This is a genomic window from Scytonema hankhaensis NUACC26 (assembly GCF_045865695.1).
Classification (GTDB): domain Bacteria; phylum Cyanobacteriota; class Cyanobacteriia; order Cyanobacteriales; family Nostocaceae; genus Scytonema.
Genome location: NZ_BAACAP010000131.1, coordinates 1 through 16,977, shown reverse-complemented (window position 1 = coordinate 16,977; position 16,977 = coordinate 1). Strand labels below are relative to the sequence as shown.

Below are 16,977 nucleotides of genomic sequence, written 5' to 3'. Positions count from 1 at the left end.
ACCCAGAAAAATGTCTTATTTCAGTTAACGGGCGGTCGATCCCTCACTGTGTCATTTTCTTTAGCAACGTGTCTTCGTTGCTTTTTTTTCCCAAAACCGTATTTAACTAGATTCAGCATCCAGGTTTGGAAATTATCAATATATGAAAACAGCACGGGTACGACGACTAGGGTGAGTAGAGTAGAAGTGGTAAAACCTCCTAAGATAGCAACTCCCATTGGTTGGCGGACTTCAGCTCCTGCACCAATTCCCAATGCTAAGGGAATAGTCCCTGCGATCGTTGCTAACGAAGTCATCATAATTGGGCGCAAACGGGATACCCCCGCTTCTATCAGTGCCTGACGTTGAGTTTTTCCTTCTTCTATATTGAGAATTGTGTAATCAACTAATAAAATGGAATTTTTTGTGACAATTCCCATCAGTAACACAATACCAATCAAAGCATAGATTCCCAATGCTTTCTGTGCCAGCATTAAGCCTACCAAAGCACCACCCAAACAGAAAGGTAACGCTGCCATAATTGTTATGGGATGAAGGAAGTTGTTATACAACAAAACGAGAATCGCATAAATACACATCAAGGCAAGCCCTAATGCACTGCCAAAACGACTGAAGATATCAGACATAATCTTCGCATCTCCAGAGTTTTGCAACACGACTCCTGGAGGTAGCTTTTGCATAGCGGGTAGTTGGTTGACGGCTTTGAGACCGTCTCCCAAGGAAATTCCTTGTAAGTTCGCTTCTAAAGAAACTTGACGGGTGCGATCGAAACGGTTAATACTTGCAGGACCACTGCCAAAGCGGATATCTGCAACGGCGACTAAGGGAACCACACTTCCATTTGAAGTGGGAACTTGCAGATTTTTGAGAGTCGTGATGTCCTCACGGGCTTTGGGGTCAATTTGGATGCGGATTGGGATTTGGCGATCTGGTAAATTGTATTTCGCCAAGCTCGCATCATTATCTCCAATAGTTGCAAGAGATGCAGTACGGGCAATAGATTGCACCGAGACTCCTAAATCAGCCGCCCGTTGCGGATTGGGAACAACCAAAATTTCTGGTTTCACCAAACTCGCGCTGGAAGACACCTCTACCAATCCTGGTATTCCCCGCATTTGTTTTTCGATCGCATCTGCAGCTTGGGTTAATGCTTCAGGATTTTCACTCCGTAAGAGTATCGTCAAATCCTTAAGACCGCCAACAGAACCAGCACTTTGGAAACCAATTCTTGCGCCCGGAACTCGTTCCAACAAAGGACGCACAGTTTTTTCAAACTCTACCTGGGAAAGTTTTCTCCCTTCTTCTTTGGGCTTCAACAGAAGTGTCAGTGTTGCAATATTAACATCTTCTACAGACAGCACGCTCACAACATTAGGATTGTCCTTCACGAGGTTGGTAATTTGAGTTGCCACCTGTTTGGTATCTTCCAAGGAAGAACCAGGGGGGAGTTCGGCAGAGATAACAGAAATTCCTATATCACTACCATCGACCAATCCTTTAGGAATGAGAGGAACAAGCATCAAACTCGCAATGAAGAATGCTAAGGCAATCCCCATAGTTGTTAACCTGTGACGCAACGCGAATCTGAGTAGGGATTTGTAGGGTTGGAAGCGAGGACGGGAGAAGGGGGGGAGGGGGGGAGTGGGAGAGGGGGGGAACTTGCCATTTTCCCCTTGTCTCCTTGTCCCACTTTCTTCTTGTCTCTTCGGATGCTTGTCCTTTATTAAATACGCCCCCATCATTGGCGTAATCATCCGCGCTACCAAAGTTGAGAAGATGGTAGAAACAGCAACGGTAACACCAAAAGGTTGGAAAAATTGACCGGGAACGCCGCCCATAAATGCAACGGGTAGAAATACGGCGATAATTGTTGCCGAACTTGCTATCACTGCCAAACCCACTTCATCAGATGAGTCAAATGCAGCTTGCCATGCTGATTTACCCATTGACATATGCCGTTCCATATTTTCAATTTCTACGACGGCGTCATCTACCAGGTTACCAACTGCAAGTGCAAGTGCTAGCAAGGTCATATTGTTGAGAGTATAACCTAAGGCATACTGCACGGCAAAGGTTGGAATCATTGAGAGTGGCAGTGCAACGGCTGTGATTAATGTTGCTCGCCAGTCACGTAAAAACACTAAAATAACAAAGACTGCGAGTAATGAAGCTTGGATTAATTCATCAATTGTACTTTGGTAAGAGTTCCTAACAAAAGAAGCTCTTGTAAAAATTAATTCTAACTTAACATCAGCAGGAAGAGTTTTTTGCAGTTTTTCGACGGCTGCTTTGACACCTTCTTCCACCGTCACTAGAACACTGCCCGTACTTCGCAGTACTTGGAACGCGACTACAGGTTTGTTGTTCAATATAGCAGATTGTCGCACATCACCATAGCTATCTTCTACCGTTCCCAAGCTAGATAAAGGTACGGAACCACCTTCAGGTAAAACAATTTCGTAGTTTCTTAAAACTTTTACGCTAGCAGCACTCCCAAGAGTACGGATGTTTTGTTCGCTACCACCAAGTTCTGCACGCCCACCCGGTAAGTTAACGTTAAAAGCTCGGATCTGATCGTTGACTTGAGTAGCAGTAATACCTAAAGATTGCAAGCGAGCGGGGTCTAAGTTAATCCGAATTTCTCGATTCACTCCACCTATTCGATTGACTTGCGCTACCCCTCGAACCGCTAGCAATGCACGGCTGATAGTTTGGTCAACAAGATTACTTAATTCCTCTACAGAACGTTTATCAGACCTGACTGCATAAGTTAGGATAGCACCTCCGGCAAATTCTACCCGTTGCACAATGGGGTCATTGATATCTTGGGGAAGGTTTTGACGAATTTGAGAGATAGCATTGCGAACATCATTGGTAGCGCGATCTGTGTTTGTCCCCAACACAAAATTAATTATCGTTGTGGACACACCATCAGTAACTATCGATCGCAATTCGTCAATATTTCCCAATCCAGCCACAGCATCTTCAATTTTTTTGGTGACTTGAAATTCTAATTCCGTAGGTCCCGCCCCCGGTTGCGTGACTGTTACCTCTACTGTTGGAATATCAATATTAGGGTTAGTATCAATCCCTAAAGATTGAAAGGAAAACCAACCCACTATCGTCAAAATCAAGAATAAGACTATTGTTGGAACTGGCTTTTTTATCGACCAAGCTGAAACGTTGAAGGACATGGAAGTTTTGTTAGTTATTAGTTGTTAGTAGGGGCGTGGCGGTAAGAGCACCTGTACAGTTAGTTAGTAGGTAGGGCAATGCCCATCAAAAGTTTCATGTGGTGGGCATTGCCCACTCTACAATGCTGAAATTTTTTCACAAATTAGATAAGATTTCTATTGTTAGTTGTCGATCGCCATTAGTCATTAACTAATAGCTATCAGCATTAACGACTCGCACTTTGTCGCCATCTTTGAGATAGCCAGCACCTTGGATGACGATGCGCTCGCCACGTTGCAATCCTTTTTTGACTTCCACTCTGCCACCAATAAGAACCTCTCCCAGTTCTACTTTTTGAGCGCGAACTGTGTCTTCACCCGATAGCATGAATACAATTACACTGCCATCAGATTGAGGTATTACGGCTTTTTGCGGTACAGCTATACCCGTTATGCTTGTGGTAGTAATGGCAGCACGGGCAAACATACCCGGTTTTAAAAAAGTCGTAGCAGGCAAATTAATTTTCACCGTTGCTTCGCGCCTTTGCTGATTCACAACTGGTTCTATTTCTCTCACTTTTCCTTGCAATTTCACCCGGCTATCCAAATCGGAAGTGATTTGTACGGGCGCATCAATTCGGACTTGTGGCAATTGAATTTCTGGAACTCGTGCAAGCAATTCCAACTCGCCATCTTGAATAATTGAGAACAATTTTTGTGTTCCGCCAACCACTGTTCCAACTTGAGTTTGTGGCGGTACGCCCGTCACATCTCCAACTCGTGCCAATTTTTCTGCCACAACTCCTGAGACAGGGGCGCGAACCACAGTTTGTCTGAGTTGAGTTTTGAGTTGTCCTACCTTAGCCGCACTACTCCTGACATTAGCTTGGGCGCTATTGACATTAGCTTGGGCAATATTGACATTTGCCAATGCACCGCCAATGTTCGCTTGAGCGCTCTTAACATTGGCTTGAGCACTTCTAATATTAGCTTCAGCAAGACGTACTGTCTCTGTTGCCGTTGCTAAATTTGTTGTAGCAGTATCAAATTGTTGGCGGCTAATTGCTCCTTCATTTGATAGTTGTTGATTGCGATTGAAATTGAGTTCCGCCTCTCTCAACTTTGCTTTGGCTTGAGCCAAATCAGCTAGTTTTTGCTGTACAATTGCTTGATTAGAAGCAACAACAGCTTCGCTAGATGACACTGATGCTCGTTTCGATATTAAATTAGCTTGTTCGGAACCAACATCCGCCTGTTTTGCCTCTACTTCCGCTTGTGCTTGCCGAATTTGCTCTTGTAGAAGAGAATCGTCTAAGATAGCCATCACTTGACCAGCTTCGACTTTTTCTCCTTGCTTCACAAGAATTTTTTTGATTTGCAAACCATTTGCTTGAGGCAAAACCGGAGTTAGATCGCGTGCTGCTACACTTCCCGTCGTGTATAGTGTACGGGCAACACGGGTTGTTTCAACTAGTGCGACAGTGACAGTCATGTTTGGTGCGGTTGCAACTGGTTGTTGGCTCACCGAACGATTACTGAGAACGCGCATTCCTCCAAAGGAGAGAGCAACACCTAAGCCAGTACCTATTAACAACGGTATTAGCCAAGAATTCCCTCGCTTAGGAACCGTTATTTCCTCTTCCCATCTGGCGTCTTCCTCCACCACTGATTCTTCCAGTTCTAGTTTCGATAAACTCTCTTCACCCACAGTTGATGCCTCCGCTTTCTGCCAAACTACCATAAGCAGTCTTGCTTAAGAAAGTTGAAAAATGATTGCTATATATTAAATATGACGTATTTGTTCACCTTCCGGTTGTGTGATTCCCCGGAATATACCCATGACAATAGTCATAACTTTAGCACCTGACCAGTGACCAGTGACCAGTAACCAGTGACCAGTGACCAATAACAAATGGTTACTAAACGTAGTGCAAGTCTCTAAAGTTGTTGATGGAGAAAAAGATATTACTTCATTATTCAAATACCCTACCTTTAACTGGCTACTGGTCACTGTCTAATTGGTCACCGATCGCTGTTAAACTGGTCACTGATTACTAGTCACTGCTTTATTGCTGTGCTAAAGTCAGAAAGATTTACTAGTGAATTGGCAACATAGCTAATTCAGTTACAAGTCCGTTCCATAAGAGCGTTCAAGGGGTTACCTGTTAACTCCGGAACTATCATTATGATTATGATAATTTAGGATAAATCATAAATAATTCTTATCAAATTGAGTGGTTACTATGTTTAATGCAACTGAGATTTTAATAGACACCTTTGTAGAGCAAATTCGTGAAGGATACACTCGTACCTATGGCTGTTACAAGCACGATTACCAAGATATCATAGCTTGGGCAGGTAATATGGCTTTGGAAAATATTGCCAATAGCGACGCCTTGTATCATAACGTAGAACACTCCATCTTAGTCACTTTAGTAGGGCAAGAAATTTTACGTGGGAAACATATTCGTGAAGGTGGGGTTTCCAGTGAAGACTGGCTGCATTTTATGATCTCTTTACTTTGCCATGACATTGGTTATGTGAAAGGGGTATGCCGTCAAGATCGCGATGAAGAAGGCTTGTATGCGACTGGTAAAGAAGGAAAAATGATTAGTCTAGCACCGGGTGCTTCGGATGCTAGCCTTACGCCTCACCATGTTGATAGAGCCAAACTTTTTATAGATGAACGTTTTGGCGGTCACAAACTAATCGATTCTGAAGTCATCAAGAGAAACATTGAATTAACTCGCTTCCCAGTACCAGCTGCAGATGACCACCAAGATCCACACAGTTTTGCAGGATTAGTGCGTGCAGCAGATCTGATCGGTCAGTTAAGCGATCCTCGTTATTTGAAAAAGATTACTTCCTTATTCTATGAGTTTGAAGAAACTGGTATGAATAAGGTATTGGGTTACCAAAATCCTTCCGATTTACGCAAAAACTACGCTAAGTTTTATTGGAATGTTGTCTATCAGTACATTCGCGATGCGCTACGTTACCTTTCTCTAACACAGCAAGGCAAACAAATTATTGCCAATCTTTACTCTAACGTGTTTGTTATAGAACACGAAAAATCTCAAGAAGATAACCTGTATTTGATGGAGAAGCTTCGCGCATAAGGAATTATGAATTATGAATGCTGAATTATGAATGTTACTATATAATTTCATAATTTATAATTTATAATTCCTATGAATTGGTGGTACAGACTTAAGAAAAATCCTTTAGCAAAATTTGGGGCGATCGTGCTCTTGATTTTCTACACGCTCGTCATTGCGGCTGACTTTGTTTCCCCTTATGACCCTTATGCCTCTCAACCAAATGGTTCCCTATTGCCACCAACTCGCGTTTATTGGGTTTCTCAAGAATCAAAACAATTTATCGGACCTCATGTTTATCCCACAACTCAAGGCGAAACAAATTTAGAAACAGGCGATCGCGAACTGATTGTCAACTACAAAAAGCCTTCTCCCTTGCGGCTGTTCGTCAATGGTTCTACTTACCGTTTATTTCAGTTAAGCGTACCCCTTCCACCTAAATGGGAAGAAGTCGATATCATTCCCGGTATCCCCCTAAATTGGCATTTATTTGGTGCTGACGGTGAGGTAAAGTTTAACCTTGTTGGTACGGATGACCAAGGACGCGATCAATTAAGTCGCTTGCTCGTTGGCGGTCGAATCAGCTTGTTTATCGGTATTATAGGTGTCCTTCTCACCTTTCCCTTGGGACTCATTATAGGTGGAATCTCTGGATATTTTGGTCGCTGGACGGATAGTGTCATCATGCGTTTAACAGAAGTATTGATGACTTTTCCCAGTATTTATCTGTTGGTAACTTTAGGAGCAGTCTTACCACCAGGTATATCTAATACTCAGCGCTTCTTACTCATTGTTGTCATTACTTCCTTTATCAGTTGGGCGGGATTAGCACGGGTTATTCGCGGACAGGTGCTTTCAATTAAAGAGCGAGAATACGTCCAAGCAGCCAAAGCAATGGGAGGCAAACCACTTTATATTATCCTTCGTCACGTACTGCCACAAACCGCGACCTATATCATTATTTCTGCTACTCTGGCTATTCCCAGTTTTATCGCGGCGGAAGCCGTACTTAGTCTAATTGGATTGGGAATTCAGCAGCCTGACCCTTCTTGGGGTAATATGTTATCTCTAGCAACTAACGCTTCTATTCTCGTCTTACAACCTTGGTTGATTTGGCCTCCAGCAGTTTTAATTATCCTGACAGTGTTGTCTTTTAACTTACTAGGTGATGGGCTAAGGGATGCCCTCGATCCCCGCAGTTTGCAACGGTGATACAGCAAAGCTACTCCCTTTGGGCTCTAAAATTACCGATAAGAGCGTAGGGTGGGCACTGCCCACCCTACATATAATGGTAATCGAATGGCACTCCCAGGGAGTAACTAGCGAATACTTACAAACCCAGCCTTTTTAATTAATTCCTGTCCTTGAGCAGTTAGTAGTAAGCGAGCATAAGCTTCACCTGCTTGTTGGTCAAGTTGATTATTCTGTTTAATCAGTACCGATAATCGTCGGCTTAGGGGATACTGACCGCTTAAAAAAGCTTCCTCGTTCACTTGGTTGCGCTGTTGCGGACATTGAGACAGGGGAATAAAGGGTGGTTTGTAAGGAGAAACAAGTTCATTGGAGTTACGACCTACCGGCAATGGCTTAACGTTACACTGCGATACCACCAAAGGCGCAGAGGTATAATAAATCCCCCCAGGATTGACAGCTACTTGGCGCAAAGCTTCGGTTGTCGTTGGCATAAATACAATAGTGCTACCAGAGTCTCGGTCTTTCTTACCGTAGGGTGTGATTTTTAGCTCGGGACCACCTACTTGTCTCCAGTTGGTGATTTTGCCTGCATAAATATCATTAAATTGGGCTACCGTTAAACCTTTGATGTTCAAGCTTGGGTTGACAGCGATCGCAACGCCATCAATCGCCACAGGTATTTCTTGAAGAGAAAAACCCCGTTGTCGCGCTTGCTCATATGCTTCATTAGAAATCGGGACAGAAGATTGAGAAAACGAGAGTTGATTGTCTAACAACATCCGGATACCTGTCTGAGAGCTAGGAGCACTGCGATCGGGGTCAGTGTAGCGCAAGCGAAACTGAGGCCAGACGTTTTGAATAACTGGATCTACGGTTTTGCGGATAGATACCCAGCTCGTGCTACCACCATAGTTAAACACTCCAGATGGAACGTTCTGCACAGAGGAAAAACTTTCAATGTTGGACTGCCCCACAGGTTGCGATTGATTCTTGACTAAACCACCTAAGTCAACACCGGAGCGCTTCATCAACCACCAAACACCACCTCCTACTAATCCCACTGTAATTAACAGTGCCAAAACAAGAACAGTGGTTTCGGACTTTTGGGGCATAGACATATGTCGCTCGCTTGTAGAGTCAGAAGACTTTTAAAATAGCAGCTTACTCCTTTAGTATAAGTTAAGTAAAAGTTAAATATAAATTATTATTAATTTAAGAGATCGGACTGCTAAGCACTGATTAACTGAGATAGGAGGGGACGGAAACTATAAACATTGTTGGTATTATCTGGAGTAAGTCTCAAAGAAATGGTTAAAAGGATACACAACTTTGCTGCTGCAAGTGAACTCGATCCAATCGTTTTTGGTGCCTCAAGACCGAGGTACTCCGCCCAAAACGTATCCGATTGGATTCACTTTATGAAGTGTCAAGGTATACAACGAGTTTGCTGCTTGCTTTCTGATTCTCAGTTAGCTCGTTACTCAGATCTCCTTGGAACCTACCAACAGGTGTTTGGGGTAGAACGGGTTTGTTGGGCACCGATTGAAGATTTTCAACTTGTCAACAGTGAAACCTTGCTCCAAAAGATTCTGCCGTTCCTAGCAACAGCAGACCAGCTTGGGGAGAAGGTAGTCGTCCACTGTTCTGGCGGGATTGGTCGAACGGGACATATTTTAGCGGCTTGGTTAGTGAGTAAACGAGGATTATCCAACTCAGAGGCAATTGCGTCTGTGAAACGGACTGGAAGAAATCCCTACGAAGCGGCAATTGTTGCTTTACTTAAAGGTCGCAATCCGTGGAAAGTCGTAGCACAACTAAACGCACTTTTGGATAATTGTCGTGCAAATTACTAAAGTCACTAGTTATTACATTAGTTTTCAAATAAATGAACCACACTATGCTCTTGTGGTACGGGCATCCCCGCCCGTATATTAGAGAGCGCGGGCGAGGACGCCCACCCCACAGTTAAGGTGGTCTAATAAAAGTGAAAATTGCTGCAATTTGAGGTATTTCAAAGGTTAACTAAAATCAAGAGAGGTGGTTTTTTTTACATGAAATATGAATGGAATTTCATATGAATCGTTTTTGAATTGCGATCGCAATTGTTAATAGCTGATACCTCTGCAATAGTTGCTCTATGAAAAATAGCACAAAGAAGCAGGTTGACTGTGTAGAAAAGCTCAAAGTACTGGCAGATGAAACCCGTCTGGCAGTCTTAGAACTCCTCATGAACAGTCCTAGATATGTGGGGGAGATGAACGCAATTTTGGGCTTGGAACAAAGCCTGCTCTCCCATCATTTGCAAGTTTTGCGTCGCGCAAAGTTTGTTGTACAAGAGCGTGATGGTAAAGCCGTTCTTTACCGCCTTGCTCCAGAAGTGGAAGTCACTGCAAGCAAAGCTTTAAACCTTGGTTGCTGTGTTCTCTGTTTTCACCAAAATCCCTAATTCGATTTAATTTATTCATGATGAAAAAGTCACAATTTTTAGTTCCCCTTGGAATTGGGCTAGCAAGCTGTGTTTGGCTGCAAGGCTGTTCTTCAGTAAACAACGCTGCAAATAAGGTTCAAGATAAACTTGTACTGACAGGCTCCAGTACAGTAGCACCGTTAGCAGCAGAAATTGGCAAGCGGTTTGAATCCAAACATCCTGGTGTGCGAGTTGACGTCCAATCAGGAGGGTCTTCTCGCGGTATTTCTGATGCTCGCCAGGGAGTGGCTGATATTGGTATGGTTTCCCGTGCTTTAAAATCGGAAGAACAAGATTTAAAAGCATTCTCAATCGCCCGTGATGGAGTGACAGTGATTCTCCACAAAGACAATCCAGTGTCATCTCTCACGGACTCGCAAATCGTAAATATTTACACTGGAAAAGTCACAAACTGGAAGCAAGTGGGAGGCAAAGATGGAGTAATTACGGTTGTTAATAAGGCAGAAGGACGTTCTACCCTAGAATTGTTTACCCACTACTTCAAACTGAAAAATACCGACATTAAAGCACAAGTGGTCATTGGTGATAACGAGCAGGGAATTAAGACTGTAGCAGGAAACCCCAATGCGATCGGTTATGTTTCAATTGGCTCGGCTGAAAATAGTGTGGCAAATGGAGGCTCGATCGAACTGCTACCTATAGCTGGTGTGAAGGCGACAACAGCCAACGTGCAAAATAGCACTTTTCCTATTTCCCGCCCACTAAACTTGGTCACCAAAACTGAACCTCAAGGACTGGCAAAAGAATTTATTAATTTCGCACAATCACAACAGGTAAGTGACATTGTTAAAAAGCAAAACTTTGTTGTCGTTTCCAAATGACCTGTGGTTAGTTTGGATACTCCGCTTCCTAACTGCTATAGCAGGAGCGATCGCACTTTTAATTATCGTCTTTTTGATTTTAGAGTCGTTACCAGTCCTCAACCATATAGGACTAACCCGCTTTTTTACCGACTCCTCTTGGAACCCAACAGCAGGGCTATATAATCTCTCACCTATGCTGTTGGGTACACTCTTGGCAATGATTTGCTCTGTACTAATTGCTACACCCATCGGAATTTTGTCTGCTGTTTTTTGCCAATTCTACGCTCCAAGAGCAGTCGCAAAGCTCTACCGCCGCTTAATTGAACTATTAGCGGGAATTCCTTCTGTAGTCTATGGTTTCTGGGGATTGGTAGTGCTGGTTCCCGCCATCGGTAAGATACATCCACCAGGACCGAGCCTTATCGCTGGCATTGCTATTCTCACAGTCATGATACTGCCAACAATTGCACTTGTGGCTGATGCAAGTCTCGCCAAAGTACCAACCTCTTACCTTCAAGGAGCCACAGCCTTGGGATTAACCCGTTGGACTACCATCTACAGAGTTGTATTTCCAGCTGCCAAATCGGGATTATTCACGGGCTTAATTCTCGAAACCGGTCGTGCGATTGGAGAAACAATGGCAGTTCTCATGGTGTGCGGTAATGTCGTACAAGTCCCAAAAAGTCTATTCGACCCCATGCGGACGCTAACAGCTAATATTGCCTTGGAAATGGCTTATGCTACAGGGGATCACCGTTCTGCATTGTTTGTGAGCGGTTTGGTACTGATGGGTGCGATCGTATTACTGGTTGCTGTTGCGGAAGTTATTAGTCAGGGAAAAATTTATGACTAAACCCGTTTTTAGCCCTAAAGATTGGCTACCTACAATTATTGTTTGGACAACTGCTGCTTTAGTGACTGGTGTGTTTTTTTGGATACTGAGCGATCTTCTTTGGTATGGCATGGGACATTTGACGTGGACATTTCTGACAACTGAACCGGAAAACGCTGGTAGAGAAGGGGGAATTGCGAGCATTCTTGTTTCTACTTTCCTGATTATGGGAGTTTGTATGGTAGTTTCCATTCCCGTTGGTATTGGTACGGCAGTTTTGCTAGCAGAGTTCACCCCAACACAAAACTGGTTTGGTGGCATAGTGCGGCGTAGTTTAGACGTACTGGCTGGGGTACCTTCTATCGTCTTTGGATTGTTTGGCAATGTCTTCTTTTGCAAAGTTTTAGGGCTGGGGTTTTCCATTTTGTCGGGAGGATTAACCTTGGCGTGTATGGTGTTACCAATCTTAATTCGCTCTACAGAAGAAGGATTTCGCGCCGTTCCAAATGAGTATAGATTAGGAGCAGCAGCCCTTGGTTTCTCCCGCACGACGACTCTATTTCAATTGTTGTTACCAGCTGCGGTTCCTGGATTGGTTGTGGGATTGGTGCTTGGTATTGGTCGAGCGATCGCAGAAACTGCTGCTTTAATTTTTACTAGTGGGTACGTAGATAGGATGCCAGAATCGCTGCTAGATTCTGGGCGTGCTCTTTCGATTCATATTTTTGATTTATCAATGAACATCTCTGGGGGAGATGCTAATGCCTACGCTTCAGCATTAGTGTTACTGTTACTATTACTGTTGATTAACGGCATAGCAGCATGGATTGCAGAACGCTGGTTGCATAAAAGAATTTTTTCTGTATAAAAATAATGTCACTGAGCGATGAAAGTAAATGACAGCAATAGAATGACTGAACCATTCATTCAAACAGAAAACTTAACTCTACAATACGGGCAAAAAACCGCCTTCGCTAATGTTAACTTGAGTGTGAATGCGGGGGAAATATTGGCATTGGTTGGTCCTTCAGGTTGTGGGAAAACTAGTTTTCTGAGTTGCTTGAATCGTTTGACAGATATGATTCCACACTGTCGAGTCAAAGGCGCAATTCGGATTGGTTCTGTAGAAGTGCTAAATGCTAAAACTAATGCGTTCGCCCTTGGCGCAAGCTGTACCCAGCTTATCGCACTGCGGCGTCAAGTCGGTATGATTTTTCAAAAACCCAATCCCTTTCCTTTATCAATTTGGAAGAATATGGAATTACCACTGCGAGAACATGGTATCCGTAAGCGCGAGGAAATTGATACGATTATAGAAACAAGTCTACAGGATGTGGGGCTGTGGGACGAAGTCAAAGACCGATTGCATACTTCTGCTTTAGCACTTTCGGGCGGACAGCAACAGCGTTTGTGTATAGCTAGAGCTTTAGGTTTGCAACCAGAAGCCCTGCTTTTGGATGAACCTTGTAGCGCCCTCGATCCCATTTCCAGTGGGATCGTCGAAGATTTAATTACTAGTTTGCGTCAGCGCTATACCTTAATAATTGTAACGCACAACTTAGCTCAAGCCAAGCGTATTGCCGATAGAGTTGCCTTGTTTTGGGTGCAGGACGGCGTTGGACAACTCATTGAGTCAGGAAAGGTGGAGCAAATTTTTGATGCTCCCCAACATCCCCTGACAGCTGCTTATGTAACAGGTGCAAGGGGTTAACCCGCCCGTAGCGTTGATTTCCGCAAAATTTAATATCTACAATATAGTAGTTCTCATTCGAAAGAGGTACGACTTCATCTGCGTGCATCCGCGTGCATCTGCGGTTCCATAATTTTTTTACTATAATGCACATCAAACAAATCAATTTATTTGCCAAGGTAGCAGGAGAGCAATAGAAGCGCCATAAATTTATGAATTCGTGGAATCAGCACCTAACCACCAAAGTCGCCAGTTCCTTCCTAATTTTATCTTTATTTACTGTCGGTGTTGTGGGAAGCGTCGCCTTTTTTAAAGCGAGGGAAGCATTAAAAACGTCTGCTTTCAATCAGTTGCGCGTGACTGCAACCCTTAAAGAAGGAGAAATTACACGTTGGTTTGAGGATCAACAGCGAGATTTTCTACTTGTTACTCAGTTTCCAGATGTACAAGCAAACGTCAAGGTACTTTTAAATAGCTCAACAACAGAGCCAAAATATAAAATTTCTCACGATATTCTCTCTGAATACTTGAAGAATGTTGTAAAGCTCAAACCAAATTTTAAAGAAATTTTTATTATCGATCGCTCTAATAAAGTTATTTTATCCACTAACAAGCAGCGCGAAAATGAATATGAAATTTTAGCAAGCATTACATACATTGAAACAGTAGAACCAGGAAGTTCTTTTAATCCGATTTTTTATGTTTCCGCCGAGACTAATAAACCATCAGTCACCCTAGCCGCACCGCTTCGCGATGCAACAGGCGCTCGCCAAGGAGTCATTTTAGCTCATCTTAATTTAGAAAGAATCGACCAAATTGTTCGAGAACGAAAAGGTTTAGGCAAAAGTGGTGAAACTTATTTAGTTGGTTCCCTCATTACGCAAAATACTTTTATCTCTAAAGAAAATTCCAATACTCAAGAGTATCCGGAAGGGATCGGTAGCAAAGGCATAGATGATGCTATGAATGGTATCAGTGGGGAGGATTTGTATAAGAACTATGCCAAAGTACCAGTTATTGGAGTCTATCGTTGGCTAAACGACCAAGACCTTGCTCTTTTAATAGAAATGCATCAAGAAGAAGCTTTTTTGCCCGCACATCAACTAGCAGTAACAATTGTATTAGTAGGGCTAGTATCGGTGGGATTTCTCTTAATTGGAGTTTATTGGCTGACACGACAATTAAAAATATCTCGACTGCAGTTAGAGAATTATAGTCGCAAATTGGAACAAAAAGCTCATGAAGCAGAAGCAGCTAACCGCGCTAAGAGTGAATTTCTAGCGAATATGAGCCACGAACTCAGGACTCCACTTAATTCAATTCTTGGCTTTACCCAACTCTTGACTCGCGACCCATCCTTCCAATCTTCCCAAGTCGAACAACTTGAAATTATTAGTCGTAGTGGCGAGCATTTGTTAACATTAATTAACGATGTCCTCTCTATGGCAAAAATTGAGGCTGGTAGAACAACACTGAATGAAAATGATTTTGATTTATACGGTATGTTGGACTCTTTAGAAGAGATGTTCCGACAAAAAGCAGAATCTAAAGGTTTAAGTCTGATATTTGAGCGCTACCCTGAAGTTCCCAGATATATGCAAACAGATGAAAGCAAATTGCGTCAGGTTTTGATTAACCTAGTTGGTAATGCCATTAAATTTACAGAAGAAGGGGGTGTAGCGCTTCGTGTGAAAATGGGAAATGGAGAAACTCATAAACTTCATTTTGAAGTAGAAGATACCGGTTCTGGAATTGCACCAGCTGAGATGGAGAGATTGTTCAGACCTTTTGTTCAGACAGAAACTGGTCGAAAATCCCAGCAAGGGACGGGTTTGGGTTTAACCATCAGCCAACAATTCGTGCATCTTATGGAAGGTGATATTACTGTAAGCAGTACATTGGGTCATGGAACCATTTTTTCCTTTGATGTACAAATTACCCCAATGGAAAGGCTAGAAACTCAACGAGAGCAAAAACGACGGCGCGTTCTTGCTGTAGCACCAAATCAACCGAAATACCGGATTTTGATAGTTGAGGATAAATGGGAGAATCGCCACCTCTTGTTCCAAATGCTTACATCTTTGGGCTTTGAGGTACGAGGAGCAGAAAATGGTCTAGAAGGGGTACATTTATGGGAAACATGGGAACCGCATCTCATTTTAATGGATATGCGGATGCCAGTGATGGATGGGTATGAAGCGACTAAACGAATCAAAGCTCATTTAAGAGGTCAAGCAACTACCATCATTGCTTTGACAGCAAGTGCTTTTGATGAGGAAAGAGCTGTAGTTTTATCTGCAGGATGCGATGATTTTGTCCGCAAGCCCTTCCGGGAAGAAGTCATTCTAGAAAAGATGGCTGAGTTTTTAGGAGTTCGTTATATTTATGATGTCGATGAAGTTGAAAGTAGAAAGGATGAAACAACGCCCTCATCTTTTACTCTTGAACCTTCATCTTTACAAGTTATGTCTCCTGAATGGGTAGCACAACTTTATCAAGCTGCACTTTGCACTGATGAGAACCAAATTTTTAGCTTGATCGAACAAATCCCAGAAGAATATGCAACTCTTGCAAATTCCTTAATTGATTTAGTTGAAAATTTCCGGATTGATAAGATTATAGATTTAACACAACCCGATTGAGATGCACTATCGTCCAGAGCAACCGCCAAAAGCAAATATTTTAGTCGTAGATGATACACCAGATAATTTGCGGCTTTTATCCGCCATGCTCACTCAACTTGGGTATGAAGTTCGTCGAGTGATTAACGGACAAACAGCTTTGAAAACAGCACAAGCTGCTCCACCAGATTTGATTTTACTTGACATTATGATGCCAGATATGAATGGGTATGAGGTTTGTCAGCGCCTCAAGGCGTCACCTGTCACTCGCGAAATTCCGGTTATTTTTATTAGTGCTTTAGATGAGGTTCTTGATAAGGTAAAAGCTTTCGCAGTGGGCGGTGTTGATTATATTACTAAACCATTTAGTGAAGAAGAAGTTTTTGCTCGTGTGGAAAATAGTTTGACTATTAGGAGGCTGCAAAAGCAACTGACAGAACAAAATATGCGCCTACAGCAAGAAATTTGCGATCGCCAAAAAACAGAGTTAGCGCTGTATCTTTCCCAGTTTTATTTAGACAGATTTAAAGATGCTATCTATTTTGTAGATTCCAATGCTCGACTTATTTATGTTAATGAAGCAGCCACTCAGTATTTAGGTTACACTCGCGAACAATTGTTAACCATGACAGTTCTCGATATAGATCCAAATGTTTCACTAGATTTTTGGCGATCGCACTGGCAAAACTGCAAACAGAAAGGCTGTTCAATCGTTGAAACTCTCCATCAAACTAAAGACGGTCAACTGATTAAAGTAGAAATCACTGTTAACTATATAGAGTTTAATGGAGAAGGATATCATTGTGCCACAGTTCAAAAACTCCCCAATTTTTAACTACTCCCGAACTGCCAAAAGATTTGTTGGTTCGCGCATAAAGTGATTGAATTAGATACAGAAATCGGATATTTCTCAAAGCTTATAACGATAGCAGTTACGAAATTCAACCAGAAATAGCCGATAATTTAATACCCTTTAAAGAGATGACTGATTGGCGAATGACATTTACCTAACCAACTTCTAAGCTTGTCACCGCAAATACACGATTTATAGGCAAGTTAGGAATTTCTTTATTGTACA

At 42.7% G+C, this 16,977-nt stretch carries 13 protein-coding genes; 10 read left to right on the top strand and 3 right to left on the bottom strand.

Translation table 11 applies throughout. From position 1 onward, the window contains the following. Positions 1–20 precede the first annotated feature (20 nt). A complete protein-coding gene (locus ACKTT2_RS07845) occupies positions 21–3,194 on the bottom strand; it encodes an efflux RND transporter permease subunit (protein WP_407885399.1) in 3,174 nt (1,057 codons plus the stop codon). A 190-nt stretch (positions 3,195–3,384) separates the two neighbouring features. After that, entirely contained in the window at positions 3,385–4,914 is a 1,530-nt protein-coding gene (locus ACKTT2_RS07840) for an efflux RND transporter periplasmic adaptor subunit (RefSeq protein WP_407885398.1), read from the bottom strand. A gap of 502 nt (positions 4,915–5,416) precedes the next feature. Here ACKTT2_RS07840 and ACKTT2_RS07835 point away from each other — a divergent pair. Further along, complete coding sequence (locus tag ACKTT2_RS07835) at positions 5,417–6,292, top strand: Npun_R2479 family HD domain-containing metalloprotein (RefSeq protein WP_407885397.1); 876 nt, start codon at positions 5,417–5,419, stop codon at positions 6,290–6,292. 72 nt (positions 6,293–6,364) lie between these two features. Continuing rightward, positions 6,365–7,483, top strand: a complete 1,119-nt coding sequence (locus ACKTT2_RS07830; protein WP_407885396.1) for an ABC transporter permease — start codon at positions 6,365–6,367, stop codon at positions 7,481–7,483. A 107-nt stretch (positions 7,484–7,590) separates the two neighbouring features. Here the strand turns inward: ACKTT2_RS07830 and ACKTT2_RS07825 are convergent, their stop codons facing one another. Continuing rightward, on the bottom strand, positions 7,591–8,577 hold the full coding sequence (locus tag ACKTT2_RS07825; RefSeq protein ID WP_407885414.1) for a PstS family phosphate ABC transporter substrate-binding protein: 987 nt from the start codon (positions 8,575–8,577) through the stop codon (positions 7,591–7,593). A 207-nt stretch (positions 8,578–8,784) separates the two neighbouring features. Here ACKTT2_RS07825 and ACKTT2_RS07820 point away from each other — a divergent pair, with 207 nt between their 5' ends. The 8 genes from ACKTT2_RS07820 (at position 8,785) to ACKTT2_RS07785 (ending at position 16,734) form a co-directional block, all read left to right on the top strand. Then, a complete protein-coding gene (locus ACKTT2_RS07820) occupies positions 8,785–9,318 on the top strand; it encodes a protein-tyrosine phosphatase family protein (RefSeq protein WP_407885412.1) in 534 nt (177 codons plus the stop codon). Positions 9,319–9,602: 284 nt separating this feature from the next. Beyond that, on the top strand, positions 9,603–9,911 hold the full coding sequence (locus tag ACKTT2_RS07815) for an ArsR/SmtB family transcription factor (RefSeq protein ID WP_407885395.1): 309 nt from the start codon (positions 9,603–9,605) through the stop codon (positions 9,909–9,911). A gap of 17 nt (positions 9,912–9,928) precedes the next feature. Then, on the top strand, positions 9,929–10,774 hold the full coding sequence (locus ACKTT2_RS07810; RefSeq protein WP_407885394.1) for a phosphate ABC transporter substrate-binding protein: 846 nt from the start codon (positions 9,929–9,931) through the stop codon (positions 10,772–10,774). Then, on the top strand, positions 10,731–11,609 hold the full coding sequence (pstC, locus tag ACKTT2_RS07805; RefSeq protein WP_407885393.1) for a phosphate ABC transporter permease subunit PstC: 879 nt from the start codon (positions 10,731–10,733) through the stop codon (positions 11,607–11,609). The genes ACKTT2_RS07810 and pstC overlap by 44 nt, the downstream gene beginning before the upstream one ends. Continuing rightward, the gene (pstA, locus tag ACKTT2_RS07800) at positions 11,602–12,456 is read left to right on the top strand and encodes a phosphate ABC transporter permease PstA (protein WP_407885392.1); all 855 of its coding nucleotides are present in this window, start codon (positions 11,602–11,604) and stop codon (positions 12,454–12,456) included. Before pstC ends, pstA begins: the two co-directional genes overlap by 8 nt. 42 nt (positions 12,457–12,498) lie before the next feature. Further along, positions 12,499–13,299 carry a phosphate ABC transporter ATP-binding protein gene (locus ACKTT2_RS07795; RefSeq protein ID WP_407885391.1) on the top strand — a complete coding sequence of 267 codons (801 nt, stop codon included), beginning with the start codon at positions 12,499–12,501 and terminating at the stop codon, positions 13,297–13,299. A gap of 191 nt (positions 13,300–13,490) precedes the next feature. Next, positions 13,491–15,920 (top strand): hybrid sensor histidine kinase/response regulator, encoded by a 2,430-nt coding sequence (locus ACKTT2_RS07790; protein WP_407885390.1) that lies wholly within the window; start codon positions 13,491–13,493, stop codon positions 15,918–15,920. Position 15,921: 1 nt separating this feature from the next. Beyond that, entirely contained in the window at positions 15,922–16,734 is an 813-nt protein-coding gene (locus ACKTT2_RS07785) for a response regulator (protein WP_407885389.1), read from the top strand. Positions 16,735–16,977 lie beyond the last annotated feature (243 nt).